Origin of the sequence: Wenxinia saemankumensis (assembly GCF_900141735.1) — a bacterium.
Lineage (GTDB): Bacteria > Pseudomonadota > Alphaproteobacteria > Rhodobacterales > Rhodobacteraceae > Wenxinia > Wenxinia saemankumensis.
The window spans coordinates 191,172-214,740 of record NZ_FQYO01000002.1 but is presented as its reverse complement, the minus strand read 5'-3'; the positions used below and the strand labels follow the sequence as shown (position 1 = coordinate 214,740).

24 protein-coding genes are annotated in these 23,569 nt (G+C 71.7%); 15 read left to right on the top strand and 9 right to left on the bottom strand.

Annotation, left to right across the window (positions count from 1 at the left end; genetic code table 11):
• Positions 1 to 24: 24 nt before the first annotated feature.
• From BUE30_RS04810 to rpsO, 7 genes are all read left to right on the top strand, one after another.
• On the top strand, positions 25 to 591 hold the full coding sequence (locus BUE30_RS04810; protein ID WP_073326733.1) for an SH3 domain-containing protein: 567 nt from the start codon (positions 25 to 27) through the stop codon (positions 589 to 591).
• Positions 592 to 685: 94 nt separating this feature from the next.
• Positions 686 to 1,516 (top strand): SDR family NAD(P)-dependent oxidoreductase, encoded by an 831-nt coding sequence (locus tag BUE30_RS04805; RefSeq protein WP_073326732.1) that lies wholly within the window; start codon positions 686 to 688, stop codon positions 1,514 to 1,516.
• A 59-nt stretch (positions 1,517 to 1,575) separates the two neighbouring features.
• Positions 1,576 to 1,779 (top strand): twin transmembrane helix small protein, encoded by a 204-nt coding sequence (locus BUE30_RS04800; protein ID WP_073326731.1) that lies wholly within the window; start codon positions 1,576 to 1,578, stop codon positions 1,777 to 1,779.
• A gap of 1 nt (position 1,780) precedes the next feature.
• Positions 1,781 to 2,356: a cob(I)yrinic acid a,c-diamide adenosyltransferase gene (locus BUE30_RS04795; protein ID WP_073326730.1), complete on the top strand. Its 576-nt coding sequence runs from the start codon at positions 1,781 to 1,783 to the stop codon at positions 2,354 to 2,356.
• A gap of 142 nt (positions 2,357 to 2,498) precedes the next feature.
• Entirely contained in the window at positions 2,499 to 3,410 is a 912-nt protein-coding gene (truB, locus tag BUE30_RS04790; RefSeq protein ID WP_073326729.1) for a tRNA pseudouridine(55) synthase TruB, read from the top strand.
• A gap of 148 nt (positions 3,411 to 3,558) precedes the next feature.
• Positions 3,559 to 4,440: a calcium-binding protein gene (locus tag BUE30_RS04785; protein WP_073326728.1), complete on the top strand. Its 882-nt coding sequence runs from the start codon at positions 3,559 to 3,561 to the stop codon at positions 4,438 to 4,440.
• A gap of 135 nt (positions 4,441 to 4,575) precedes the next feature.
• Positions 4,576 to 4,845, top strand: a complete 270-nt coding sequence (rpsO, locus tag BUE30_RS04780) for a 30S ribosomal protein S15 (protein WP_073326727.1) — start codon at positions 4,576 to 4,578, stop codon at positions 4,843 to 4,845.
• A 113-nt stretch (positions 4,846 to 4,958) separates the two neighbouring features.
• On the opposite strand, the gene BUE30_RS04775 is transcribed toward rpsO, so the two are convergent.
• Positions 4,959 to 5,585, bottom strand: coding sequence for a DUF7002 family protein (locus BUE30_RS04775; protein WP_073326726.1), 627 nt, complete (start codon positions 5,583 to 5,585; stop codon positions 4,959 to 4,961).
• Positions 5,586 to 5,684: 99 nt separating this feature from the next.
• Positions 5,685 to 7,517, bottom strand: a complete 1,833-nt coding sequence (gene ilvD / locus BUE30_RS04770) for a dihydroxy-acid dehydratase (RefSeq protein ID WP_073326725.1) — start codon at positions 7,515 to 7,517, stop codon at positions 5,685 to 5,687.
• A 174-nt stretch (positions 7,518 to 7,691) separates the two neighbouring features.
• On the opposite strand from ilvD, the gene BUE30_RS04765 reads away from it, so the two are divergent.
• Together BUE30_RS04765 and pnp are read left to right on the top strand one after the other, a co-directional pair.
• Positions 7,692 to 8,135: a hypothetical protein gene (locus BUE30_RS04765; protein WP_073326724.1), complete on the top strand. Its 444-nt coding sequence runs from the start codon at positions 7,692 to 7,694 to the stop codon at positions 8,133 to 8,135.
• Between the two features lie 205 nt (positions 8,136 to 8,340).
• The gene (gene pnp, locus BUE30_RS04760) at positions 8,341 to 10,473 is read left to right on the top strand and encodes a polyribonucleotide nucleotidyltransferase (RefSeq protein ID WP_073326723.1); all 2,133 of its coding nucleotides are present in this window, start codon (positions 8,341 to 8,343) and stop codon (positions 10,471 to 10,473) included.
• 65 nt (positions 10,474 to 10,538) lie between these two features.
• Here pnp and BUE30_RS04755 read toward each other — a convergent pair whose 3' ends face one another.
• Both BUE30_RS04755 and BUE30_RS04750 read right to left on the bottom strand, forming a co-directional pair.
• Positions 10,539 to 11,423, bottom strand: coding sequence for a glycosyltransferase family 8 protein (locus tag BUE30_RS04755; RefSeq protein ID WP_073326722.1), 885 nt, complete (start codon positions 11,421 to 11,423; stop codon positions 10,539 to 10,541).
• Positions 11,420 to 12,319: a glycosyl transferase gene (locus BUE30_RS04750; RefSeq protein WP_244526274.1), complete on the bottom strand. Its 900-nt coding sequence runs from the start codon at positions 12,317 to 12,319 to the stop codon at positions 11,420 to 11,422. Before BUE30_RS04750 ends, BUE30_RS04755 begins: the two co-directional genes overlap by 4 nt.
• A 162-nt stretch (positions 12,320 to 12,481) precedes the next feature.
• Here BUE30_RS04750 and BUE30_RS04745 point away from each other — a divergent pair, with 162 nt between their 5' ends.
• The 3 genes from BUE30_RS04745 to BUE30_RS04735 all read left to right on the top strand — a co-directional run bounded on the left by BUE30_RS04745 (position 12,482) and on the right by BUE30_RS04735 (position 14,477).
• A complete protein-coding gene (locus tag BUE30_RS04745; RefSeq protein ID WP_425303920.1) occupies positions 12,482 to 13,120 on the top strand; it encodes a L,D-transpeptidase in 639 nt (212 codons plus the stop codon).
• A gap of 115 nt (positions 13,121 to 13,235) precedes the next feature.
• Entirely contained in the window at positions 13,236 to 13,808 is a 573-nt protein-coding gene (locus BUE30_RS04740; protein WP_073326720.1) for a L,D-transpeptidase, read from the top strand.
• 21 nt (positions 13,809 to 13,829) lie between these two features.
• Positions 13,830 to 14,477, top strand: coding sequence for a class I SAM-dependent methyltransferase (locus BUE30_RS04735; protein WP_073326719.1), 648 nt, complete (start codon positions 13,830 to 13,832; stop codon positions 14,475 to 14,477).
• Positions 14,478 to 14,528: 51 nt separating this feature from the next.
• Here BUE30_RS04735 and BUE30_RS04730 read toward each other — a convergent pair whose 3' ends face one another.
• From BUE30_RS04730 to argH, 5 genes are all read right to left on the bottom strand, one after another.
• The gene (locus BUE30_RS04730; RefSeq protein ID WP_073326718.1) at positions 14,529 to 15,182 is read right to left on the bottom strand and encodes a peroxiredoxin; all 654 of its coding nucleotides are present in this window, start codon (positions 15,180 to 15,182) and stop codon (positions 14,529 to 14,531) included.
• 181 nt (positions 15,183 to 15,363) lie between these two features.
• Complete coding sequence (locus BUE30_RS04725; RefSeq protein ID WP_342068324.1) at positions 15,364 to 18,048, bottom strand: DUF4175 domain-containing protein; 2,685 nt, start codon at positions 18,046 to 18,048, stop codon at positions 15,364 to 15,366.
• Between the two features lie 135 nt (positions 18,049 to 18,183).
• Positions 18,184 to 19,449, bottom strand: coding sequence for a diaminopimelate decarboxylase (gene lysA / locus BUE30_RS04720; RefSeq protein WP_073326717.1), 1,266 nt, complete (start codon positions 19,447 to 19,449; stop codon positions 18,184 to 18,186).
• A gap of 255 nt (positions 19,450 to 19,704) precedes the next feature.
• On the bottom strand, positions 19,705 to 19,863 hold the full coding sequence (locus tag BUE30_RS17735) for a hypothetical protein (protein ID WP_170865612.1): 159 nt from the start codon (positions 19,861 to 19,863) through the stop codon (positions 19,705 to 19,707).
• Positions 19,860 to 21,260, bottom strand: coding sequence for an argininosuccinate lyase (argH, locus tag BUE30_RS04715; protein WP_073326716.1), 1,401 nt, complete (start codon positions 21,258 to 21,260; stop codon positions 19,860 to 19,862). The genes BUE30_RS17735 and argH overlap by 4 nt, the downstream gene beginning before the upstream one ends.
• A gap of 40 nt (positions 21,261 to 21,300) precedes the next feature.
• On the opposite strand from argH, the gene BUE30_RS04710 reads away from it, so the two are divergent.
• The 3 genes from BUE30_RS04710 to BUE30_RS04700 all read left to right on the top strand — a co-directional run bounded on the left by BUE30_RS04710 (position 21,301) and on the right by BUE30_RS04700 (position 23,568).
• Entirely contained in the window at positions 21,301 to 21,864 is a 564-nt protein-coding gene (locus BUE30_RS04710; protein WP_073326715.1) for a TlpA disulfide reductase family protein, read from the top strand.
• A gap of 169 nt (positions 21,865 to 22,033) precedes the next feature.
• Complete coding sequence (pcaD, locus tag BUE30_RS04705) at positions 22,034 to 22,861, top strand: 3-oxoadipate enol-lactonase (RefSeq protein WP_425303918.1); 828 nt, start codon at positions 22,034 to 22,036, stop codon at positions 22,859 to 22,861.
• The gene (locus BUE30_RS04700; RefSeq protein ID WP_073326713.1) at positions 22,861 to 23,568 is read left to right on the top strand and encodes an alpha/beta fold hydrolase; all 708 of its coding nucleotides are present in this window, start codon (positions 22,861 to 22,863) and stop codon (positions 23,566 to 23,568) included. The genes pcaD and BUE30_RS04700 overlap by 1 nt, the downstream gene beginning before the upstream one ends.
• Position 23,569: the final 1 nt, after the last annotated feature.

Here is a 23,569-nt window from a genome sequence, read left to right as displayed (position 1 = left end):
AGTCCCGAACCAAGAAAAATCACCATGAACCGCTTCATCATCGCATCCTTCCTGTTCATGGGCGTGGCCTATTACGAGATGTCCGGCGGCTCCGACTTCATTCCGGAGACCCGCTCGGGCGACATCGCCGCCGCCCCGCAGGCGCAGACCGCGCCCGTCCTCCCCGTCCGGGAGGCGTCGATCGTCCCGGTCGTCAGCACCAGCTCGTCCGCTACGGCGGCCGGCATGGATACGGCCGGCGAGGCCCGCATCGTCCCCGCCTCGCTCGGCGCGGCGCCCGCCCCGGCGCCCGCGGCCGATCGCAGCCCCCTCTCGCCCGAGCAGATGGCGAACATCACGCCCGTCTTCACATCGCTGTCCGAGTCGCCCGACGGCAGCGCCTCGGTCCCGATCGAGGATCTGAACGTCGCGCGGGTCGACGCCAACCGGCTGAACGTGCGCTCCGGCCCGTCGACCGGCAACGGCGTCGTCGACCAGGTGAGCCGCGGCATGGAAGTCGCGGTCGTCGAGACGGTCGACGGCTGGTCGCTGATCCGGATCGAGGGCGACGGCGTCGAGGGCTGGGTCGCGGACCGCTTCCTCGTGCGGTGACCTCGCCCCCCGGCGCGGAATGATCTAGGACCCCGCCGATGCGCGGGGTCCTTTCGTGTCCGGATCCCGCAGGACGGTGTGGGAGCGGGGAATCATGGACGGCAGGGTCATCCTCATCACCGGCTGTTCCTCCGGCATCGGTCTGGACGCCGCTTGGGGGCTGCGGGCGCGGGGTTGGCGGGTCTTCGCGTCCTGCCGCAAGCCCGCCGATCGCGACCGTCTGCGCGCCGAGGGCTTCGACAGCCCCCTGATCGACTACGACCGGCCCGAGACGCTCCGCGACGGGCTGGCCGAGATGCTCCAGGCGACGGGCGGGCGGATCGACGCGCTCTTCAACAACGGGGCCTTCGCGGTTCCGGGCCGGGTGGAGGACATTCCCCGCGGCGCGATGGAGGCGATCTTCTCGACCAACCTCTTCGGCGTGCACGAACTGACCTGCGCGGTCATCCCGCACATGCGGGCTCAGGGTCACGGCCGGATCCTGCAATGCTCCTCGGTGCTCGGCTACGTGGCCGCCGAATGGCGCGGCGCCTATGTCGCGACGAAGTTCGCGCTCGAGGGGCTGACCGACACGCTGCGGCTCGAGATGGCGGGGACCGGGATCGACGTGGTCCTGATCGAGCCCGGCCCGATCGAGAGCCGCTTCCGCGCCAATGCCATTCCCCAGTTCGAGAAATGGGTCGACTGGAGGGCCTCGGCCGCCGCGCCGCTCTACGAGGCGGCGATGGGCAAGCTCTACGGTCGCGGCGGGCCCGGCCGGTTCCAGCTGCCCCCTTCGGCGGTGACCGATGTGCTGGTCCGCGCCCTCGACGCGCCCCGCCCGCGCGCGCGCTACCGGGTGACGGTCCCGGCGAAGGGGGCGGCTTGGGCCCGCCGGCTCCTGCCGACGCGGCTGCTCGACCGGGTCAGCCGCGCGGGATCGTGACCTTGCCGATCCGGCGGCGGCGTTTATGTCGCCCCGGACACGGATGAAAGGGCCCCCCGATGCGCGACGATCCCCTGTTCTGGGTGATGGCGGTGGCGGTGCTGGCGGTGGCCGGCATCCTGCTCTTCGGGATCGGGACGTTCGGCGTCGGCGGCGATTTCAACCGCCGCAACGCCAACCGCATCATGCGCTGGCGCATCGGCGCGCAATTCGTCGCGGTGGTCCTGATCCTGCTGTTCGTCTGGTGGCGTGGAGGAAGCTGACATGGTCGTCCTGAACAAGATCTACACCCGCACCGGCGACGGCGGCGACACCGCGCTGGGTACCGGCACGCGCGTGCGCAAGGACGACGCGCGGGTCGAGGCCTACGGCACCGTGGACGAGCTCAATGCCACGATCGGCCTGGCCCGCCTGCATGCGGGCGGCGGACTGGACGGGCGGCTCGCCGCGATCCAGAACGACCTCTTCGATCTCGGCGCCGATCTCTGCCGGCCCGGTCTCGACCGGGACGCGTCGGCCGAACGTCCGCCGCTGCGGGTCACGCAGGCGCAGGTCGACCGGCTGGAATCCGAGATCGACACGATGAACGACGGGCTCTCGCCGCTGCGCTCCTTCGTGCTGCCGGGCGGGTCCGCGCTGGCCGCGCACCTGCACCTGTCGCGCACCGTGGCGCGCCGGGCGGAACGGCTGACCGTGACGCTGGCCGAGGGCGGGGACGTGAACCGGGCCGCCCTGCTCTATCTCAACCGCCTGTCCGACTGGCTCTTCGTCGCGGCGCGGGTCGGGAACGACAACGGCGCGGGCGACGTGCTCTGGGTGCCCGGGGCCAACCGGGAGTGACCTCCGGCGCGGGTCGATGCCCGACGACGAGGCCCCGGCGCCGGGCCATGAGCGGGCGACGGCGCGCCTTCCCCCGCCCGCCTTGACCGGCCCCCGCCCCCCGGCTACCCCCCGCGCTTTGCGGGACACAGGGAGCACCGGGATGGGCAGACGCAAGGGCCGCGACGTGTCGGGCTGGCTGGTGGTGGACAAGCCGGCGGGGATCACCTCCACCGCCGTCGTGAACAAGGTCAAGTGGGCCTTCGACGCGAAGAAGGCGGGCCATGCCGGCACGCTCGACCCCGAGGCGACCGGCGTTCTCGCCGTGGCGCTGGGCGAGGCGACCAAGACCGTGCCCTACATCACCGACGCGCTGAAGGCCTATGCCTTCACCGTGCGTTTCGGCATCGGCACCAATACCGACGATGCCGAGGGCGAGGTGATCGCGACGAGCGATGCGCGGCCGACCGACGACGAGATCAAGGCCGCGCTCGGCGCCTTCGTCGGCGAGATCGAGCAGGTTCCGCCCGCCTTCAGCGCCGTGAAGGTCGATGGCCAGCGCGCCTACAAGCGGGCCCGCGAGGGCGAGGTGCTGGAGCTGGCCGCCCGCCCGCTCTGGGTCGAGGAGCTGGTCCTGACCGACCGACCGGATCCCGACCATGCCGAGCTCGAGATGACCTGCGGCAAGGGCGGCTACGTCCGCTCCATCGCACGCGACCTCGGCCGGGCGCTGGGTTGCCACGGCCATGTCGTCACGCTGCGGCGGCTCTGGTCCGGACCGTTCGACGCCGCCGATGGCGTCACGCTGGAGCAGATCGAGGCCGGGGCGAAATCCCCCGAACTCGACCGCCTGCTGCGGCCGCTCGAGGACGGACTCGCCGACCTGCCGGAGGCGATCTGCCCCGAGATGAGCCTCGGCCGGCTGCGCAACGGCAACCCGGCCCCGGTCATCGCCTCGGGCCTCGACTTCGGCGAGGAATGCTGGGCGAGCCATGACGGCGCGGCCGTGGCCGTCGGAACGTGGCAGGGGGGCGAGCTGCACCCGAGCCGGGTCTTCGCCGCGCCGGGCGGCTGACGGCCGCGCGGGCGCCCTCGCCCTCGCCTGCTCATCCCGGGTCGTTAACCACCCTGCCGGAAATCCGGACGGTGCCGCGCCCCCGCATGCTATCCCCCGCTTGCGCCCGACCGGGCGCGAGGGGGTCCTGCCGGCGGGAGTGGCGCGCATGTTCACGGTCTTCGGTCTGCTCGGCCTCGCCATGGCGGGGTTCGTCCTGCTTCCCGTCCCCCGCCTCTCCGACGACGAGGAGGAGATGCTGGCCGGCGACGGTGACGGGACCGAGGACGCGGCCGCCGCCACGGGAAGAGGGATGCCGGACGAGGACGAGGACTGGCGCGCCGACACTCCGGGCGGCCTGATCGACATCCTGTCCGGCGAGGACGACGACACGCTCACCGGCAGCGCGGAAGGCGACTATCTCGACGGCGGGGACGGCGACGACCTGCTCCTCGGGCTCGGCGGGGCCGACCTGCTGCACGGGGCGGCGGGCGACGACGTGCTGGAGGGCGGCGCGGACGACGATTCGCTCTTCGGCCATGTCGGGGATGACCGGCTACGCGGCGGCACGGGGGACGACGACCTGGTCGGCGGCGACGGCAGCGACCTGCTGGAGGGGGAGGCCGGCGACGACACGCTGCAGGGCTCGCTCGGCGACGACCGGCTCGTCGGCGGCGCGGGACGCGACGACCTGACCGGCGGGTCCGGCAGCGACCTGCTCGACGGGCGCACCGGCGAGGGTACCGAAGGGGCAGCGGACTACCTCAACGGCGGGGCGGGCGACGACACGTTGCTGGGCGGCCCCGGCGACTGGATGAATGGCGGGTCCGGGGCGGATACCTTCCTCGTCGGCGGAGATGTGACGATCGACGATTTCGACCCGGTCACCGACACCCTGATCCTCGCCTATGATGGCGCCGGCGCCGCCCCCGCGCTCGATCAGATCGCGGACGCGGACGGCGTGACCCTCCTCGCCGGCGGCGTGCCGGTCGCGCATCTGCCGGGGGCGACGCCGCTCGACCTGTCCACGATCCGGCAGCAGCCGGAATGAGAGGGTTCGTTCCCCCTTTCCAACGCGGCCGCGTCCGTCTATAGGCGCGGCTTCCGGTCCGTCAGGGCCGGGACCAAGGGCCTTGCTGGACGACATCCCGGCTCGCGCCGTCCCCATCAATGACAGGAGATCCCGATGTCGATCACGGTCGAAGAGAAGCAGAAGCTCATCAACGAATACGCGACGAAGAAGGGCGACACCGGTTCGCCCGAGGTGCAGGTCGCCATCCTGACCAGCCGCATCGCCACGCTGACCGAGCACTTCAAGACCCACAAGAAGGACAACCACTCGCGCCGTGGCCTTCTGATGATGGTCGCGCAGCGCCGCAAGCTGCTCGACTACGTCAAGGGCAAGGACGAGAAGCGTTACCAGGACCTGATCGGCCGCCTCGGCATCCGCCGCTGAGCCGCCCGGACCTGCGAAGGTTTCGAAGGGGGTCGCCGAAGGGCGGCCCCCTTTCTCGTTCCGGATGCCGGGCCGCGATCCGCATCGGCCGGTCGCCCGGTCACGGCACCGGGTCACGCAGGCCGGACGTCGATCAGCGCCTCCCCCGCCCGCCCCAGGCTGCCGAGGATTGTCACCTCCTTCACGATGTCGGGCGATGCCCGGCCCCTCGCGCGGCGCCACGCGGCGTAGTCGAGCCCCGCGACGCGGGCGAAGGTCGCAGCCCCCCGGCGGGCCGGCCTGTGAATCGTCGATCCGGTATTGATCGGGGCGATCTCTGTCCGGTCCCACGCCCCCTCCAGCAGGGCGGCCGTGTCGAAGACATGCCATTCGCTCGCATAGTCCAGCCGCGCCCTTGCCCGCCGGTTGCCCTCGCCCGTCCTCTCGGTCGGCCAGAATAAGAGGCGGGCGTTCAGCATGGCCAGCCAGTCGGACGGGCTCAGCCCGTCATCGAGGCAGGCCGCCAGCCTGGCGACCGAGAGCGGCGTGTTGTCGGTGACGGTGATCGCGGTGCCATCCGGAAGGCGATAGACGATGGCGACCGGCCGAGGCCCCGCCGGCAGGATCCCCCCGGCCGATGCGGCGATGTCCGCGGCGCAGAGCAGCCCGTGGCGCCGGATCCCCTGCGCCGATCCGAGGGACGACAGACGGTAGAGGCGTGGAAACATCGCGCAGAAGCGCGGAAGGTCCAGCCTGGCCATCCCCTCCCCCTTCGCATGTTTCCAGATCGTCCCGAGTCCGGGGCGGAGCCCCGGCCGGGCCCGCCGGGCGGGCCCGGCAGAGCCATGCGGGATCCGGCGTCAGACCTGCCGCACGGCCCCTTTCGCCGCGCTCGTCGTCATGGCGGCATAGGCGCGCAGGGCGGTCGTGATCTTCCGCTTGCGCGGCTCGGCGGGCTGCCAGCCGGCGGCCTCCTGCGCCTCGCGGCGGGCGGCGAGCTCGGCATCGTCCACGGCGAGATGGATGGTGCGGTTCGGGATGTCGATCTCGATCCGGTCGCCGTCCTGCACCAGCGCGATGGTCCCGCCCTCGGCCGCCTCTGGCGAGACATGGCCGATCGACAGGCCGGACGAGCCGCCGGAGAACCGGCCGTCCGTGACCAGCGCACAATCCTTTCCCAGACCCTTCGACTTGAGGTAGCTCGTCGGGTAGAGCATCTCCTGCATGCCGGGTCCGCCGCGCGGCCCCTCGTAGCGGATCAGCACGATGTCGCCCTTGACGATCTTGCCCGTCAGGATCGCGTTCACCGCCGCGTCCTGGCTCTCGAAGATGCGGGCCGGGCCGGTGAATTTCAGGATCGAATCGTCGACCCCGGCCGTCTTCACGATGCAGCCGTCCTCGGCGAGGTTGCCGTAGAGCACGGCGAGGCCGCCATCCTGGCTGAAGGCATGTTCGCGCGCGCGGATCACCCCGCCCTGCCGGTCGGTATCGAGATCGTCCCAGCGCCGGTCCTGGCTGAAGGCGACCTGCGTGGGCACCCCGCCCGGCGCGGCGCGGTAGAAGTCGCGCACGCTCGCGCTGTCGGTCTGCACGATGTCCCAGCGCTGCAGCGCCTCGGCCATCGTCGCCGAATGGACGGTGGGCAGCGAGGTGTCGAGCAGGCCCGCCCGGTCGAGCTCGCCCAGGATCGCCATGATCCCGCCGGCGCGGTGCACGTCCTCCATGTGCACGTCCGACTTCGCGGGCGCGACCTTGCACAGGCAGGGCACCTTGCGGCTCAGCCGGTCGATATCGGCCATGGTGAAGTCGATCTCGGCCTCATGCGCGGCGGCAAGCAGGTGCAGCACCGTGTTGGTCGAGCCGCCCATCGCGATGTCGAGGGTCATCGCGTTCTCGAAGGCGGTCTTCGACCCGATCGACCGGGGTAGGACCGAATAGTCGTCGCCCTCGTAATGCCGCTTGGCGAGGTCGACGATCAGGTGCCCCGCCTCGACGAAGAGCCGCTTGCGGTCGGCATGGGTGGCGAGGGTCGAGCCGTTGCCCGGCAGGGCGAGACCCAACGCCTCGGTCAGGCAGTTCATCGAATTGGCGGTGAACATGCCCGAGCAGGACCCGCAGGTCGGACAGGCGGAGCGCTCAATCGCGGCCACGTCCTCCTCGCTGACGCGCTCGTCCGCGGCGGCGACCATCGCGTCGACGAGGTCGAGCGCCTTCACCTTGCCGTCCTGCAGGACGACCTTGCCGGCCTCCATCGGACCGCCGGAGACGAAGACCGCCGGCACGTTCAGGCGCATCGCGGCCATCAGCATGCCGGGCGTGATCTTGTCGCAGTTCGAGATGCAGACGATGGCATCGGCGCAATGCGCGTTCACCATGTATTCGACGCTGTCCGCGATCACCTCGCGGCTGGGCAGCGAGTAGAGCATCCCGTCATGGCCCATCGCGATCCCGTCATCGACAGCGATGGTGTTGAATTCCTTGGCGACGCCGCCCGCCGCCTCGACCTCGCGCGCGACGAGCTGGCCCAGATCCTTGAGATGGACATGGCCGGGCACGAACTGGGTGAACGAGTTGACGATGGCGATGATCGGCTTGCCGAAATCGTCGTCCTTCATCCCCGTCGCGCGCCACAGACCGCGCGCGCCGGCCATGTTGCGGCCGTGTGTCGTGGTGCGGGAACGATAGCGGGGCATGGCTGGCTCCTTCGAGGTCCGGGTCGGATGCGGGCGGGTCCGGCGAAACTGTCCGGGTCTCATACAGTCCGGGCGGCGCAGGGGAAAGGCCTGCGAAAGATCACGAATGGCGGCGGGGCCGGACCGGCGCCCCGCATCGCGCGTTGAGCCGCTCCCACGAAAGGAGATGTCGTCATGCGCCTCGTGCCGGTCGTCCTGAGCGCCCTCGCGGTCATCCCCCTCCCCGCTGCCGCGCAATCGCCGGAAGGCTGGGCCGCGCGGGAGGTGGTGGAGAGCTACTATGCCGACCTCTCCGCCGGCGACTACGCCGCCGCCTACGCCCTCTGGGGCGACGGGGGCGCGGCGAGCGGGCAGTCATTCGAGGCGTTCCGCGGCGGCTTTGCCGGGACCGCGGCGACGCGGGTCTTCACCGCCCCCGCCGGGGATCCCGAGGGCGCCGCCGGGTCGGTCTACGTCACGATCCCGGTCCGGATCGAGGCGCGGAACACGGACGGGACGGCGCAGCTCTTCGGGGGCAGCTACACGCTGCGCCGCTCGGACGTGGACGGGGGCGAGACGGAGTGGCGCCTGTTCGATGCGCGGATCCGGCGGCTCGATCCCGTGTCGCCGGACCGATGACGCCGGGCGCAGCGGCGCCCGCAATGCGCTCCCGGCCGCGAAAACGGTTCCAATCGGGGCCGAAGATACCTATATGCCGCCCATCTGAGACGTGACGTTCTGACCCCGGCGCATGGAAACGATAGGGGTCGGCGGCAATGGGGCCGCCAATCGAACGGGAGACCCGGCATCCGGCCGGGAGCGCTCCCCGACACAGGATATGCAGATGTTCAACGAAATTAAGAGATCCATCCAGTGGGGCGAGGAAACGCTCACGCTGGAGACCGGCAAGGTCGCGCGTCAGGCCGACGGCACGGTCATCGCCACGCTGGGCGAGACCTCCGTCATGGCCAACGTCACCTTCGCCAAGGAGCTCAAGCCCGGACAGGACTTCTTCCCCCTGACCGTGCACTACCAGGAGAAGTACTACGCGGCGGGCAAGGTCCCCGGCGGCTTCTTCAAGCGCGAGGCCCGGCCGACCGAGAAGGAGACGCTGACCGCGCGCCTGATCGACCGCCCGATCCGCCCGCTCTTCGTCCCCGGCTTCAAGCATGAGGTGCTCGTGATGTGCACCGTGCTCAGCCACGACCTCGTCAACGATCCCGACGTCGTCGCGATGATCGCGGCCTCGGCCGCGCTGACGATTTCGGGCGTGCCCTTCATGGGCCCGATCGCCGGCTGCCGCGTCGGCTTCGAGGGCGGCGAGTACGTCCTCAACCCGACCGTCGACGACATGCACGACCTGCGCGCCAACCCCGACCAACGCCTCGACCTCGTCGTCGCGGGCACCAAGGACGCGGTGATGATGGTCGAGTCCGAGGCCTACGAGCTGACCGAGGACGAGATGCTCGGCGCCGTGACCTTCGCGCACGAGCAGATCCAGCCGGTGATCGACTGCATCATCGACCTGGCCGAGCAGGCCGCGAAGGAGCCCTTCGACTTCCAGCCGCCGGACTATTCCGCCCTCTACGAGGCGGTGAAGGCCGCGGGCGAGGAGAAGATGCGCGCCGCCTACGCGATCACCGACAAGCAGCAGCGCGTCGCCGCCGTGTCGCAGGCCAAGGCCGACATCAAGGCCGGCCTGACCGAGGACCAGCTGGAGGATCCGAATCTCGGTTCCGCCATGAAGAAGCTGGAATCGACCGTGCTGCGCGGCGACGTGGTGAAGAACAAGCGCCGCATCGACGGTCGCGCGCTCGACCAGGTCCGCCCGATCGTGGCCGAGACGGGCCTGCTGCCGCGCACCCACGGCTCGGCCCTGTTCACCCGGGGCGAGACGCAGGCGCTGGTCGTGACCACGCTCGGCACCGGCGATGACGAGCAGTTCATCGATGCGCTGCACGGCACGTTCAAGTCGAACTTCCTGCTGCACTACAACTTCCCGCCCTACTCGGTCGGCGAAGTGGGCCGCGTCGGATCCCCCGGCCGCCGCGAGATCGGCCACGGCAAGCTGGCCTGGCGCGCGCTGCAGGCGGTGCTGCCGCCGGCGACCGACTTCCCCTACACGATCCGCCTCGTCTCCGAGATCACCGAATCCAACGGCTCGTCCTCGATGGCGTCGGTCTGCGGCGGCTCGCTGGCCATGATGGATGCGGGCGTTCCGCTGAAATCGGCGGTGGCCGGCGTGGCCATGGGCCTGGTGCTGGAAGAGGACGGCGACTTCGCGGTCCTGACCGACATCCTCGGCGACGAGGATCACCTCGGCGACATGGACTTCAAGGTCGCGGGCACCGAGAACGGCATCACCTCGCTGCAGATGGACATCAAGGTCCAGGGCATCACGCCCGAGATCATGAAGACCGCCCTCGCCCAGGCGAAGGAAGGCCGGATGCACATCCTCGGCGAGATGAACAAGGCGCGCTCGGGCACGGGCGAGTTCAGCGTTCACGCGCCCCGGATCGAGACGATGCAGATCCCGACCGACAAGATCCGCGAAGTCATCGGCTCGGGCGGCAAGGTCATCCGCGAGATCGTGGAAGTCTCCGGCGCCAAGGTCGACATCAACGACGACGGCGTAATCAAGATCGCCTCCCCGAACGGCGAGGCCATCCAGAAGGCCTACGACATGATCCATTCGATCGTGGCGGAGCCGGAAGAGGGCAAGATCTACCGCGGCACGGTCGTGAAGCTGGTCGATTTCGGCGCCTTCGTGAACTTCTTCGGCAAGCGGGACGGCCTCGTCCATGTCAGCCAGATCGAGAACCGGCGCCTGAACCACCCCTCCGACGTGCTGAAGGAAGGCCAGGAGGTCTGGGTCAAGCTGCTGGGCTTCGACGATCGTGGCAAGGTCCGCCTCGCCATGAAGATGGTCGATCAGGAGACCGGCGAGGAGCTGAAGAAGGAAGAGACGGCCGAGTAAGGCCCCTCACCTTTTCGAATGACCGGAAGGGCGCCCCGCGGGGCGCCCTTTCTGCGTTCCGGGGGTCAGCCCCGGCCCGCCCGGGGGCCGAGATCGGGGAACCAGCGCTCGAACCGGGCGAGGAAGGCGCGGTAGGCCAGCGTCGCCCGCAGCCCCTTGCCCGCCAGCTTGGACGAAAGCGGGCCCCACGGTTTCTCGGGCCCGTGGAAATGCAGGATCGCGGCCCGCCGCTGGGGCAGAAGTCGATCCCCGCCCGCCCGGTCGATATTGCGGCGATGGGCGGACAGCCGGCCCCAGCTGGCATTCCAGGCCGGGTCGAGGGCCGCGATCCGGCCCCGGAAGACCTCGTTGATCCGGTCCTGATCCACGGTTGGATAGCCCGCGGCGCCGGAAAGATCCTCCATCCGCGCGGTCAGCTTCGCATCGGGGCGGATCGCGTCCATGTCGTAGAGCAGCACGCCCGAATTGACGTAACCGATGGCGGACGCCTCGCCCATCACGCGGGGCAGATGGGCGATGCGGTCCGTCCGGCCCTGCGCCGCCCGCCGCGCCACCACCCAGTCCGGCACCCCGCCAAGGGGACGCCCCCCCATGTCCAACGACATCAGCGGCGCGAGATCCGAGCGCACCAGCGCGTCCCCGTCGATATAGAGGACGCGGCCCCCGATCAGCCGCGGCAGGAACAGCTTGCCCAGGGCGGTGACCGTGATCGTCCGCTTCGGGCTCTTCGCCGCGCCGATCCAGTCCCGGGGCAGGTCGTGATGGACCAGCCGGTGCCCCGGCCAGCGGGCCGCGACCCGGTCCGCCCCCGCGCGGCCCTCGGCGCCCAGATCCCAGCCGACGAGATGCGCCTCGACCGGGGACCCGGCCGCCGCGAGGGCGGAGGCGAGCGCGACCAGCGTCGGCGGCAGGAAGCCGCGATCGGCGAGAAAGGCGATGCGGGTGATCACGGGCCGGACTCCTCTGGCCGGGGCGGGGAGAGGGCGTCGTCGAACGGGTACCCCAGCCCCAGGAGGGCCGAGACGGGCGAGGCGCAGGCCAGGGCCGTGCGCTGGCGCTCGGCCAGCCGCCACGCGAGGGCGAAGCCGGCGAGAATGCGGTCCATCCCCGCGGCGAGACCCGACGGTGCCCGGTCGCCGGCCGTCTCGTTGAAGCGGGGCTCCGCCGCATTGCCGAGGTCGATCCCCGCCAGCAGGACGCGCGGCGGCCGTATCGCCAGCGCGATCTGCAGCGCCGACAGCGCGACCGTGCCGCAGATCACGACGCCGCAATCGGGATCGGTGGACAGGGCGGCCGCCCGGTCCCGGATCACGACCGCGTCCAGCGACGGATCGGACAGGGCGCGCCGGCGCCCGCCCAGCGGCTTGCGCAGGTCGCGGATCAGCCCGATCCGCCGCCCCTCGACATCCATCCCCCGAGCCAGCAGCGCCCGCAGGGCAGCGGGCGAAAGCAGCAGGGGAATCCCGGGCGGCAGCTCCGCGATCAGGGCGCCGCGCCGGTGAACGAAGCGTTCGTCCTCCACCGCCACCGCCGCCGGAACGAGACGGGGCGCCAGGCTCGCCGCCCCGTTGCACAGGATCGCCGTGCCCGGCTCCAGCGCGGACAGGTCCTGCCCCCGCAGCGACGGCCCCGACCCGATGACCGCCAGCGGCACGGATCGCGGCAGCAGCGACGTGGGCGGCCGCGCCATCGGCAGGGGCGCGCCGCGCCAGAGGATCCGCTCCCCCTCGATCCGCAGGCCCGGCCACAGATCGGCGCGGTGCGCCCGGGCCGGTCCGGCGGCGAGCGCGGCAAGCCGGACCAGGCGGCGGGACAGGGGGCGGTCGGAGGCCATGGGCCGGGACATAGCCCCTGCCCCCCCGTCTCGCCCAGCCCCCCTCTCGCCCACCACGATCGCGCGAGCGGCGCCGCTGCGATTGAAGGCGTCGCCGGGCCGCTCTATCTCCTCGGGGAAACTGGCCCCGCCCCCGGGCGTGCGGCCCTCCTGATTCGATCGGAGAGACCGATGCTGACCCGACGCCATTTCCTCTGGACCTCGGCCATGGCCGCCGCCGCGGGGGCCGCCCGCGCGCAGGACGTCGCGGATCCCGGCCCGCTCGAGATCACCGTCTCGCCCGACGGCGAGGCCGCGCCGCTGGCGGACCAGTACGGGATCACGCCGAGCAGCGACCCGCTGGCCCCGACCCTGGTGAACGTGGCCGAGGGGATCGGCCCGGGCGAGATCCATGTCGACCCGAACCGCTTCCGCCTCTACTGGACGCTGCCCGAGCCGGGCCGCGCGATCCGCTACGCCGTCGGCATCGGCCGCCGCGGCCTCTACGAGAGCGGCAGCTTCCGCGTCGGGCGCAAGGCGGAATGGCCCTCCTGGACACCGACGCCCGACATGATCGAGCGCGACCCGGAGGCCTACGAGCAATATGCCGACGGCATGCCGGGCGGGCCGAACAACCCGCTCGGGGCGCGCGCGCTCTATCTCTTCGCCGGCAGCCGCGACACCTACCTGCGGATCCACGGCACCAACGCGCCCGCCACGATCGGGCGCGCCGTGTCGAACGGCTGCGCCCGTCTGACGAACGAGTACATCGTCGATCTCTACAACCGGGTTCCGGTCGGGGCGCAGGTCTATCTCTACAACCGCTTCACCTGAGGCGGGTCCCGGGCACCACAGTCGCGCCGGCGGACCGCGAGGTCACGCCGGCGTTAACGTCTGCGGCATCGCGGCCGTGATAGGCTCCACCCGACGCGAACAGCCGGAGTGCGACATGCCGATCGACCGCCCCACCCGCCGCGCCGTGCTCGGCGCCCTCGCCGCGAGTGCCCTCGCCGCACCGGCCCTTGCCCAATCCGAGCAGGTCGTCGTCATCCCGAGGGAGTTCCTGCCGACGGATGTCGCGCTCTCCGCGGATGCAACGCCGGGCGTGATCCATGTCGATATCGCCAATACCTGGCTCTACTACGTGACCGCGCCGCGGATCGCCCGCCGCTACAAGATCGCGGTCGGGGCCGCCGGACGCAATTTCCGGGGCGAGGCGGTGATCCGGCGGCGCGCGGAATGGCCCTCTTGGACGCCGACGGCGAACATGATCCGGCAGGAGCCGCATATCTACGCGCAATCCGCCGGCGGTCTGCCGGGCGGCCATCCGCGCAACCCGCTGGGGGCGCGCGCGCTCTATCTCTACCAGGGCGGGCGGGACACGCTCTACCGCATCCACGGCACGCCGCAGCCCTGGACGATCGGGCGCAGCTTCTCGTCCGGCTGCGTCAGGATGATCAACGAGCACATGATCGATCTCTACGACCGGGTGCCGATCGGCACGCGCGTCGTCGTCGCCTGACCGCACGGGGGACCGGCCCGCTTGGCCTTCGATTTCGGGGACAGGACGGCCTTCATCGCCCGTGAGCTGCGGGTGGAGGAGATCGCGGGAACAGGCGGCCTGCGGATCTGGCGCGCGCATGCGCGCAGCGACCTCGCCCGGCTCGGCCGGCTGACGGGGCGGGTGCAGCCCTATCCCTACTGGGCCCATCCGTGGCCCGGCGGCATCGGCATGGCCGCCTGGCTGATGGCCGAACCGGGGCGCGTGGCCGGGCGCCGCGTCCTCGACATCGGCGCGGGATCGGGGCTCGTGGCCATCGCCGCGGCGCGGTCCGGGGCCGCGCGGGTCACCGCCTCCGACATCGACCCGATGGCCGAGGCGGCGACCTGGCTGAATGCCGGCCTGAACGGGGTGGAGGTCGGGACGACCGGAGACGTCCTCTCCGGCCCCGCGCGCGACGACGAGGTCGTGCTGGTCGGCGACACCTTCTACGACACCGCGCTGGGGCTGCGCGTGCTGGCCTATCTGCGCCGGGCCCAGCTGGCCGGCGCGACGATCTATGTCGGCGATATCGGGCGCGCCGGTCTGCCCGGATCCGCGCTGCGGCCGGTCGCGCGGCTCGCAGCGCCGGATATAGGCGACCCGCCCGGGGCGCCGCCTCGCGCAGTGACGATCCACCGGCTGGGATGACACCGCGCCGGGGCTCCCGCCGGTGGACCGGTCCACCGGCGGGGCGCCGGATCAGGCCGGCTGCTTCGTCTTGCGCAGGTAGGGCAGGACGGTGTCGAACGTGCCGAACTTGGCGCGCGCATCCTCGTCCGAGAGGGTGGCCGGGATGATCACGTCCTGACCGGCCTGCCAGTTCGCGGGCGTCGCCACGCCCTTGCCGTTCGCCAGCTGCAGCGCGTCGAGCGCGCGCAGCACCTCGGCGAAGTTGCGGCCCACGTTCATCGGGTAGGTCATGGACAGCTTCAGCTTCTTGTCCGGCCCGACGATGAAGACGACGCGCACCGTCGCGGTGTCGTTCGGGGTCCGCCCGTCGGGGAGATAGGCCTCGGCCGGCAGCATGTCGAAGGCCTTGGACATCTCGAGCTCCGTATCGGCCGCGATCGGGAAGTTCGGCGTCGCGCCGCCGGCCTTCTCGATGTCGCCCTTCCAGCGTTTGTGATCCTCGACCCCGTCGACCGAGATGCCGAGGACCTTGGTCCCCCGCTTCTCCCACTCGTCCGAGAGCTGCGCCACGGCGCCGAACTCGGTCGTGCAGACGGGGGTGAAGTCCTTGGGGTGCGAGAACAGGATCGCCCAGCTGTCGCCGATCCAGTCGTGCAGACGGATCTCGCCCATGTCGGTCTGGACGGTGAGGTTCGGGATCTCGTCGTTGATGCGCAGTGCCATGTCGGTCACCTCCTGTCGTTCGTGTCCGTGACGGAGATATGCGCCGCGCCCCGGATTGCGATGGGGGGCGGGCCCGGGGCGGCGGGGAAAGGACGATCGGGGGTCGAGCCGGCCGGTCCGGCGACGGGCGTTCCGTCGCGAGGCTCGAGAGGCGAACGCGCTTCCGGGGGCCTCGCCCCGGTCAGAACTGCTCGAGCAGGCGGCGCAGGTAGTCGCGTTCGTCCTCGGGCCGGGACTGCTCGCCCGAGCGGCGGCGCAGCTCGTCCAGCAGCTCCTGCGCCCGGCGATAGACGTCCTCGCCCTGCAGCATCTCCTGCTCGGTGCCCATCTGCCCCGAATTGCCGAACTCGCGGCCCAGCGGGTCGCGGCGCTGCGGCTCGAGCCGGCCCTGCGCGTTGCCCCGTGCCTCGCCCTGGCCCGGCTGCTGCTGGTCGCGGTTGTCGGCCAGCGCCTCGCCGAGATTGCGTAGCCCGTCGCGCAGCGCGTCCAGCGCCTCGGACTGGCGGTCGATGGCACGGGCGGTATCGCCCTCGCGCAGGGCGCCCTCGGCCTCGTCCATCGCGCCCTCGGCCCGGTCGAGCGCCTCGCCCGCCTCGTCGGCCGCCTCGCCCGAGAGCGAGGGCAGGTTGCCGCGCTGACGGTTCAGCTCGTCGCGCAGAGCCTGCTGGCGGTCGGCGAGGCTGCCCTCGCCGCCCCGGCCCTGCCCGTCCTGACGGCCGCCCTGACCGGGCTGGTCCCCCGGCGACTGGACCTGGCCCTGCCGGCCCTGCGGCTGCTGGCCGGATCCCTGGCCGCCCTGGTTCTGGCCCTGCTGACCGTCGCCCGGCTGCTGGCCCGAATCCTGCCCCGGCTGCGGGCCGAAGGGCTGGTCCGGCTGCGGCTGGCCCTGCCCGGGCTGCTGCCCGGGCTGCTGACCGTCCTGCGGCTGCCCCTGATCGCCCTGCGGGGGGCGGCCGTTGAACTCGTCCTGCAGCTGCCGGAAGGCGTCGTCGGACAGCTCCTGCTGCTCGCGCAACGTGTCGGCAAGGTCCTCCATCGATTGCTGGCCCTGTCCCTGGCCCTGCCCCTCGGTGACCTGCAGGTTCTCCATCATCTGGTCGAGCTGCTGCATCAGCTCCATCGCCTCGGCCATCCGGCCCTCTTCCATGAGGCGCTGGATCTCGTCCATCATCTGCTGCAGCTGGTCGGCGCCCAGCTCCTGCATGTTCTGGCTCATGTCGGGCTGGTCCGTGCCGTCCTCCTGGCCCCGGTTCTGCTCGGCCAGCATGCGGATGTAGTCGTTCGTGGCCTCGCGCAGCTCCTGCATGAGCTCGGCGATCTCCTCGTCGGAGGCGCCATTGCGCATCGCCTCTTCCAGCCGCTCCTGCGCGCGTTCGAGCCGGGCGCGGGCATCGGCGAGCGTCCCCTCCTCGAGCTGCACGGCCAGATCCCAGAGCGCCTGCACCACCTCGTCGCGCGTCGCATCGGTCAGCGCACCGTCATCGTCCAGATCCGCCGCGAGCTGACGGATCGCGAAGGAGAGCTTGAGATAGGTCAGCTCATTGGGAAAGAAGCCCTCGGGCTCGTAGGCCACCGTCCGCAGCATCTGCGTCACCCGGCGGGCATTGTCCGGCGACCACATCAGGTCGCGGCGCTGCTCGATCACCGCGCGGGCGATCGGCTGGAAGAAGCGGCGGCCGGGCAGGATCATCTCGACCGGGCCCGTCGTCCCCTCCTGCCCCGCATCGTCGGCCACGGTGAGCGTCATCGTCACCGGCAGGTTGGCCAGCGGGTGCTGCGAGAAATCGTCGATCAGCGTTTCCGAGAACTCCGTGCGGTCGCCCGAGAACGGCATCGGCAAGTCGATCACCACCGGCTCCTGCGGGCCGGGCTCGGCGGCGAGGCCGAAGCGGCGATCCACCGCGCCGAGATCCAGCTCGATCACGGCGCGGCCGGCGACGACGGCGTAATCGTCCGTCGCGGTGAAGGGCTGGGCCATCTGGCCCGTCGCCTCGGCCTCGACCGGGCCGGACAGGGCGACGGCGGGCGCGGCATCGGGCACGACGACGATGTCCCAGGCGGCGCCGCCCGGCCCTTCGATGGCGAGCGGGCCGTCCCGCCGGACGAGCAGGCTCTGCTGGGCCTCGGCGCTCGGCTCGGCCGCCTCGGCGGTCACGGCCTGCGAGACGGTGAGGTCGCCCGCCTCGCCGTAGAGGCGCAGCGCGATCTCGGAGCCCTGCGGCACGTCGAGCCGTCCCTCCGGCTGGTCGGCGAGGTAGAGCGTCGGCTTGCCGGTATAGGCGGGCGGCTCGATCCACCCTTCCCAGACGGGGCCGGTGGCGACGGCCTGGCCGGGGCCGGCCCCGGCGGCGATGTCGGCGACCGAGCCGATCCGCCAGATCGAGCCGAAGAGCAGGCCCGTGACAAAGAGCAGCAGCGCCATGTAGCGCAGGCCGTAGGGATCGCGCGCGGCGAGCCGCAGGTCGGGATCGACGGGCCGGGCGGCCCGGGCGCGGGCGGCCATGCGCTGCTGGTGGGCGGCCCAGACGGCCTCGGAGGCGGCGTCGCCGCGCCCCGTGGCCTGCAGGTCGGCGATGGCGGCGAGCGGACGGCCCGGCAGGCTCGCGTCGATCCGGGCGATCGCCGCGCCCTCCGACGGCCAGCGAAAGCGCATCGCCCCCCGGACGAGCGCGACGATCGTGCCGAGGCCGACAACGACCGCCAGCGCCCAGAGCGCCTCGAGCGGCATCGCCTCGTGCCAGCCGAAGAGCAGGATCGCCGCGCTCGCCATGACCAGGGCGACCACGGGCCAGAAGGCGCGCGAGGCGCGCTCGGCCACCATGCCGGCCCGGGTGATCCGGATCGGCCAGGCGATCTCGGCCCGCACGGCCTCCGGCAGGGGGATCTCGGTCTTCGGGTCTGTCTGCTCGGTCAGGGTGTCTGTCCCGGTCTGGCGGCCCGGCGGGCGGGCGAAGGGCGGATCACCGTCCGGTTCCGCAGGACCGTCGGATCGCGTCGACCCTCAGATCCATTCCGGCACCCTATCGCGGGCGAGCATGTCGTCAAAGCTCGGCCGCGGACGGATGACCGCAAAGTGATCCCGGCGGACGAGCACCTCGGGCGCGAGCAGGCGGGAATTGTATTCGCTCGACATCACCGCGCCGTAGGCCCCGGCCGAGCGGAAGGCGACGAGGTCGCCCTCGCGCAGGGGGGACATCGGCCGTCCCTTCGCAAAGGTGTCGCCGCTCTCGCAGATCGGTCCGACCACGTCGTAGGGCCGGGTCTCGGCGCCCGCCGCCGGTTCCGCCACCGGGACGATGTCGTGCCAGGCGTCGTACATGGCCGGGCGGATCAGGTCGTTCATCGCGGCGTCGAGGATCAGGAAGTCCCGCCCCTCGCCCTGCTTCACGTAGACCACCCGCGACAGCAGGATCCCGGCATTGCCCGCGATCAGGCGGCCCGGCTCGATCTGGATCTCGCAGCCCAGTTGGCCGACCGTCCGCTTCACCACCTCGCCGTATTCCACCGGCAGTGGCGGGGCGCTGTTCGACCGCTCGTAGGGAATGCCGAGACCGCCGCCGAGGTCGAGACGGTCGATTGCATGGCCATCGGCGCGCAGGGCCGCCGTCAGCTCCGCCACCTTGCGGTAGGCGGTCTCGAAGGGCTCCAGCTCGGTCAGCTGCGAGCCGATATGGACGTCGATCCCGACGACCCGCAGACCCGGTAGCTTCGCCGCCTCGGCATAGACCTCGCGCGCGCGGGCGATGGGAATGCCGAACTTGTTTTCGGACTTGCCGGTCGAGATCTTGGCATGGGTGCGGGCATCGACATCGGGATTGACGCGGATCGTCACCGGCGCCTCGACCCCGAGCGAGACCGCCACCTCCGAGAGCGCGCGCATCTCGGGCTCGCTCTCGAGGTTGAACTGGCGGATCCCGCCCTCCAGGGCGGTGCGCATCTCGGGCCTGGTCTTGCCGACGCCCGAGAAGACGATCCGCTCGCCCGGCACGCCGGCCGCGCGGGCGCGGCGGTACTCGCCCTCGGACACCACGTCCATGCCGGCGCCGGCCTCTGCCAGAATGGAGAGAAGGGCGAGGTTCGAGCTGGCCTTGACCGAGTAGCAGACGAGATGCGGCATCCCCGCCAGCGCCTCGTCGAACAGGGTGAAGTGCCGCAGCAGCGTGGCGTGCGAATAGACGTAGGCCGGCGTGCCGACCGTCGCCGCGATGTCGTCCAGCGGCACGTCCTCGGCATGGAGGAGGCCGTCCCTGTAGAGAAAGTGATCCATCGCGATCCCCGGTGTCTGTCGCCGGGCGTGTCTTATCCGATCGGCCGGGAATTGCGAGGGGGCGGGACGGGCCGGGGCGCCGCTTGTCCGCCCACCCCCAACGGCACGCCGCCCCGCGGCGGCTCGGCTCGGGGCCGGGGCGGGGCCTGCCCGGGGCACCGTCGCCGATCCGCCCCGGGGCCCGGTCCGGCACCCCGGCGGATCGGGATGCCGCCATCCTCCGGCCCAGGCCCGGGGGGCACCGGCTCCGGCCGGTCAGAAGCCCGTTTCGGGCAGGGCGTGGGGCGGATTCGGCGGCTCGGGCGGATCCTCGACGCCGCAGGCGGCGAGGAGCGCGAGCAGGCCCAGCGCCGTCGCCAGCGGCCCCCGGGGACGGTATTTGCGGACCCTGCGAAGGGGGGGCCGGGCGCTCATCCCAGGCGCTCCCGCCAGGCGGCGATCTGCTCGCGCACGCGATCGGGCGCGGTGCCCCCGTAGGACCGGCGCGAGGCGACGGAATTCTCGACGCCGAGCACATCGAAGACGCCTTCCGTGATCCCCTCATGCGCGGAGCGCATGTCCTCCAGCGTCAGGTCCGGCAGGTCGCAGCCCTTGCGCTCGGCCAGGGCGACGAGACTGCCGGTGACGTGATGCGCCTCGCGGAAGGGCAGGTTCAGCTCGCGCACCAGCCAGTCGGCGAGGTCGGTCGCGGTCGAGAAGCCGGTGGCGGCGGCGGCGCGCAGCGCGTCCGCGTTCGGCGCCATGTCCGAGACCATGCCCGTCATCGCGGCGAGCGAGAGCATCAGCGTGTCGGCCGCGTCGAAGACCTGTTCCTTGTCCTCCTGCATGTCCTTGGAATAGGCGAGCGGCAGCCCCTTCATCACGGTGAACAGGCCGACGGCGGCGCCGAGGATGCGGCCGATCTTGGCCCGCAGCAGCTCGGCCGCGTCGGGGTTCTTCTTCTGCGGCATGATCGACGAGCCGGTGGACCAGCGGTCGGAGAGGGCCACGAAACGGAACTGCGCGGTCGACCAGATCACGATCTCCTCCGCGAGGCGCGACAGGTGGACGGCGCAGATCGCGGAGGCCGACAGGAATTCCAGCGCGAAATCCCGGGCCGAGACGGCGTCGAGCGAATTGGCCATCGGCGCGTCGAAGCCCAGCGCCCCGGCCGTCATGTGGCGGTCGATGGGGAAGGACGTGCCGGCCAGCGCGGCGGCGCCGAGCGGGCTCTCGTTCAGGCGGCGCCGGGCATCGGCAAATCGGCCCCGGTCCCGGCCCAGCATCTCGACATAGGCCATCATGTGATGGCCCCAGGTCACGGGCTGGGCGACCTGCAGGTGGGTGAAGCCGGGCATGACCATATCCGCCCCCGCCTCGGCCTGGGTAAGCAGGGCCTTCTGCAGCGCGACCAGCCCGGTCTCGGCCGCGTCGCACTGGTCGCGCACCCAGAGCCGGAAGTCGGTCGCCACCTGGTCGTTGCGCGACCGGGCGGTGTGGAGGCGGCCCGCGGGCTCTCCCACGACCTCCTTCAGCCGGGCCTCCACGTTCATGTGGATGTCCTCGAGCGCCGGCTTGAAGTCGAACTGTCCGCCCTCGATCTCTGACAAGACGGTGAGAAGCCCTTCCCGGATGGCGTCCGCGTCACTATCCGTGAGAATGCCGACGCTCGCCAGCATGGCGGCGTGGGCGCGGCTGCCCTCGATGTCCTGCCGGGCGAGCCGCCGGTCGTAGCCGATCGAGGCGTTGATCGCCTCCATGATCGCGTCGGGCCCGGCGGCGAAGCGCCCGCCCCACATGGTGTTGGACGTCTGCTCGGGCTGGTCGGTCATGACGGGGGCGGTCCCTTCGGACGAGGAAAAGGAATTGACGATGCGTCTCGCGGCTCTGGCTCTCTATACGGGGCTCGTTTCCCTGTCCAACGGCGCACTCGCCCAGGGCGCGGCGCCGGACATCGCCGACCTGCGGCAGGGCGACATGCTCAAGCTCGCGGTCCATTCGGAGGCCGCCGCCGCCGCGCTGGACGAGGCCTTCGAGCTGGAGGAGGGCGGCACCGCGACGCTGGGCGACTATGCGGGCAAGGTCGTGCTGGTGAACTTCTGGGCGACCTGGTGCGCGCCCTGCCGCGAGGAGATGCCGACCCTCTCGGCCGTGCAATCCGAGCTGGGCGGCGAGGCGTTCGAGGTCCTGACCATCGCCACGGGGCGGAACTCGCCGCAGGGCATGGTGGAGTTCTTCGACGAGATCGGCGTGGACAACCTGCCGCTTCACACCGATCCGCGCCAGCAGCTGGCCCGGTCGATGGGCGTGCTCGGCCTGCCGGTCACGGTGATCCTCGACCGCGAGGGCAACGAGCTGGCGCGGCTGCAGGGCGAGGCCGACTGGTCCTCCGACAGCGCGATGGAGATCCTGGGAACGCTGATCGCGTCGGAGTGACGGCCCGTCCGGTCCGCGCGCGGGGCCGCATCGCCGCCCGCGCAGGACGGCGGTGGGTGGCGATCCGGGGTATCCGGTACCCGCAGGGTGCCCGGACGTGCGAGCGGCGGCGGGCCCGGCTCGGTCATCGCCGCGCCCCCTGGGGTCCGGACCGATTGACAAGGGCCGCATGACCGGGCTTTCGTCCCGGCCCATGCCCGACCTGACCGTCCCGCGCGGCGATGTCCGCCTGCATGTCCTCCGCATCGACGGATCCGCCGATCCAGGCGCCCCCTCCCTCGTCCTTGCCAATTCGCTGGGGACGCATCTGGCGCTCTGGGACGCGGTGCTGCCGCACCTTCCGCCGGGGTTGCGGGTGATCCGCTGGGACAAGCGCGGGCACGGGCGCTCCTCGGCTCCGCCCGCGCCCTACGCGATGGGGGCGCTCGTCTCGGATGCCGAGGCGGTGATGGAGGCGACCGGAACGCGCGACGCGGTCTTCGCCGGCCTGTCGATCGGCGGGATGATCGCCCAGGGGCTGGCGGTGAAGCGGCCGGACCTCGTCCGCGCGCTCGTCCTGTCGAACACCGCCGCCCGGATCGGAACCAAGGCGCTGTGGGAGGACCGGATCGCCGCCGTGCGGCGGCACGGGCTGGAGCCGCTGGCGGACGGGATCCTGGACCGCTGGTTCTCGCGCGGGTTCCGCCGGTCGGACGCGGTCGCGCCCTGGCGCGAGATGCTGCTCTCCACCACGGTGGAGGGCTATTGCGGCTGCTGTGCCGCCATCGCCGGGACCGACTTCCTGACGCCGACCTCGGGGCTGCGGCTGCCGGTGCTCGGCATCGCGGGCAGCGAGGACGGGGCGACGCCGCCCGACCTCGTCCGCGAGACGGTCGACCTCGTGCCCGGCTCGCGGTTCGAGCTGATGCGCGGCGCGGGGCACCTGCCCCCGGTCGAGGCGCCGGAGGCCTATGCCGCCCTGCTGACCGGGTTCCTGGACGCGACGGGCCATCTGTGATGGCGCGGTTCCTGCTGGTCCACGGCTCGTGCCACGGTGCCTGGTGCTGGGAGCGGCTGATCTCCGTGCTGGAGGCGCGGGGCCATGCCGCGCGCGCGATCGACCTGCCATCGCACGGCGCGGAGCCCACCCCGCCGGCCGAGGTGACGCTGGATCTCTATGCCCGCGCGGTCGCCGCCGCCGTGGAGCCCGGCACGATCCTCGTCGGTCACTCCATGGGCGGCTACCCGATCACGGCGGCGGCCGAGCTGGTGCCCAAGCGGATCGCCCGGCTGGTCTATCTCTGCGCCTATGTGCCCCGGGACGGACACAGCCTCGCCGACATGCGCCGCGCGGCCCCCTCGCAGCCGCTGCTGGACGCGATCCGGGTGGATGCGGGGCGCATCGCCTTCACCGTCGACCCCGACCTCGCCATCGACCGTTTCTACCACGACGTGCCGGAAGCGGTCGCCCGGGCGGCGGTGGAGCGGCTCTGCCCGCAGGCGATCCTGCCGCAGGAAACGGCGCTGGACCTGCGGCGGTCCCCCGCCCTGCCCCGATCCTACATCCGGTGCCGGCAGGACCGGACGATTCCGCCCGCCTTCCAGGACGAGATGACGGAAGGCTGGCCGCAGGGAACGGTCTTCGACATGGAGAGCGCGCATTCGCCGTTCCTGTCGGATCCCGGGACCCTGGCCGACATCCTGCACACCATCGCGGAGGGCTAGG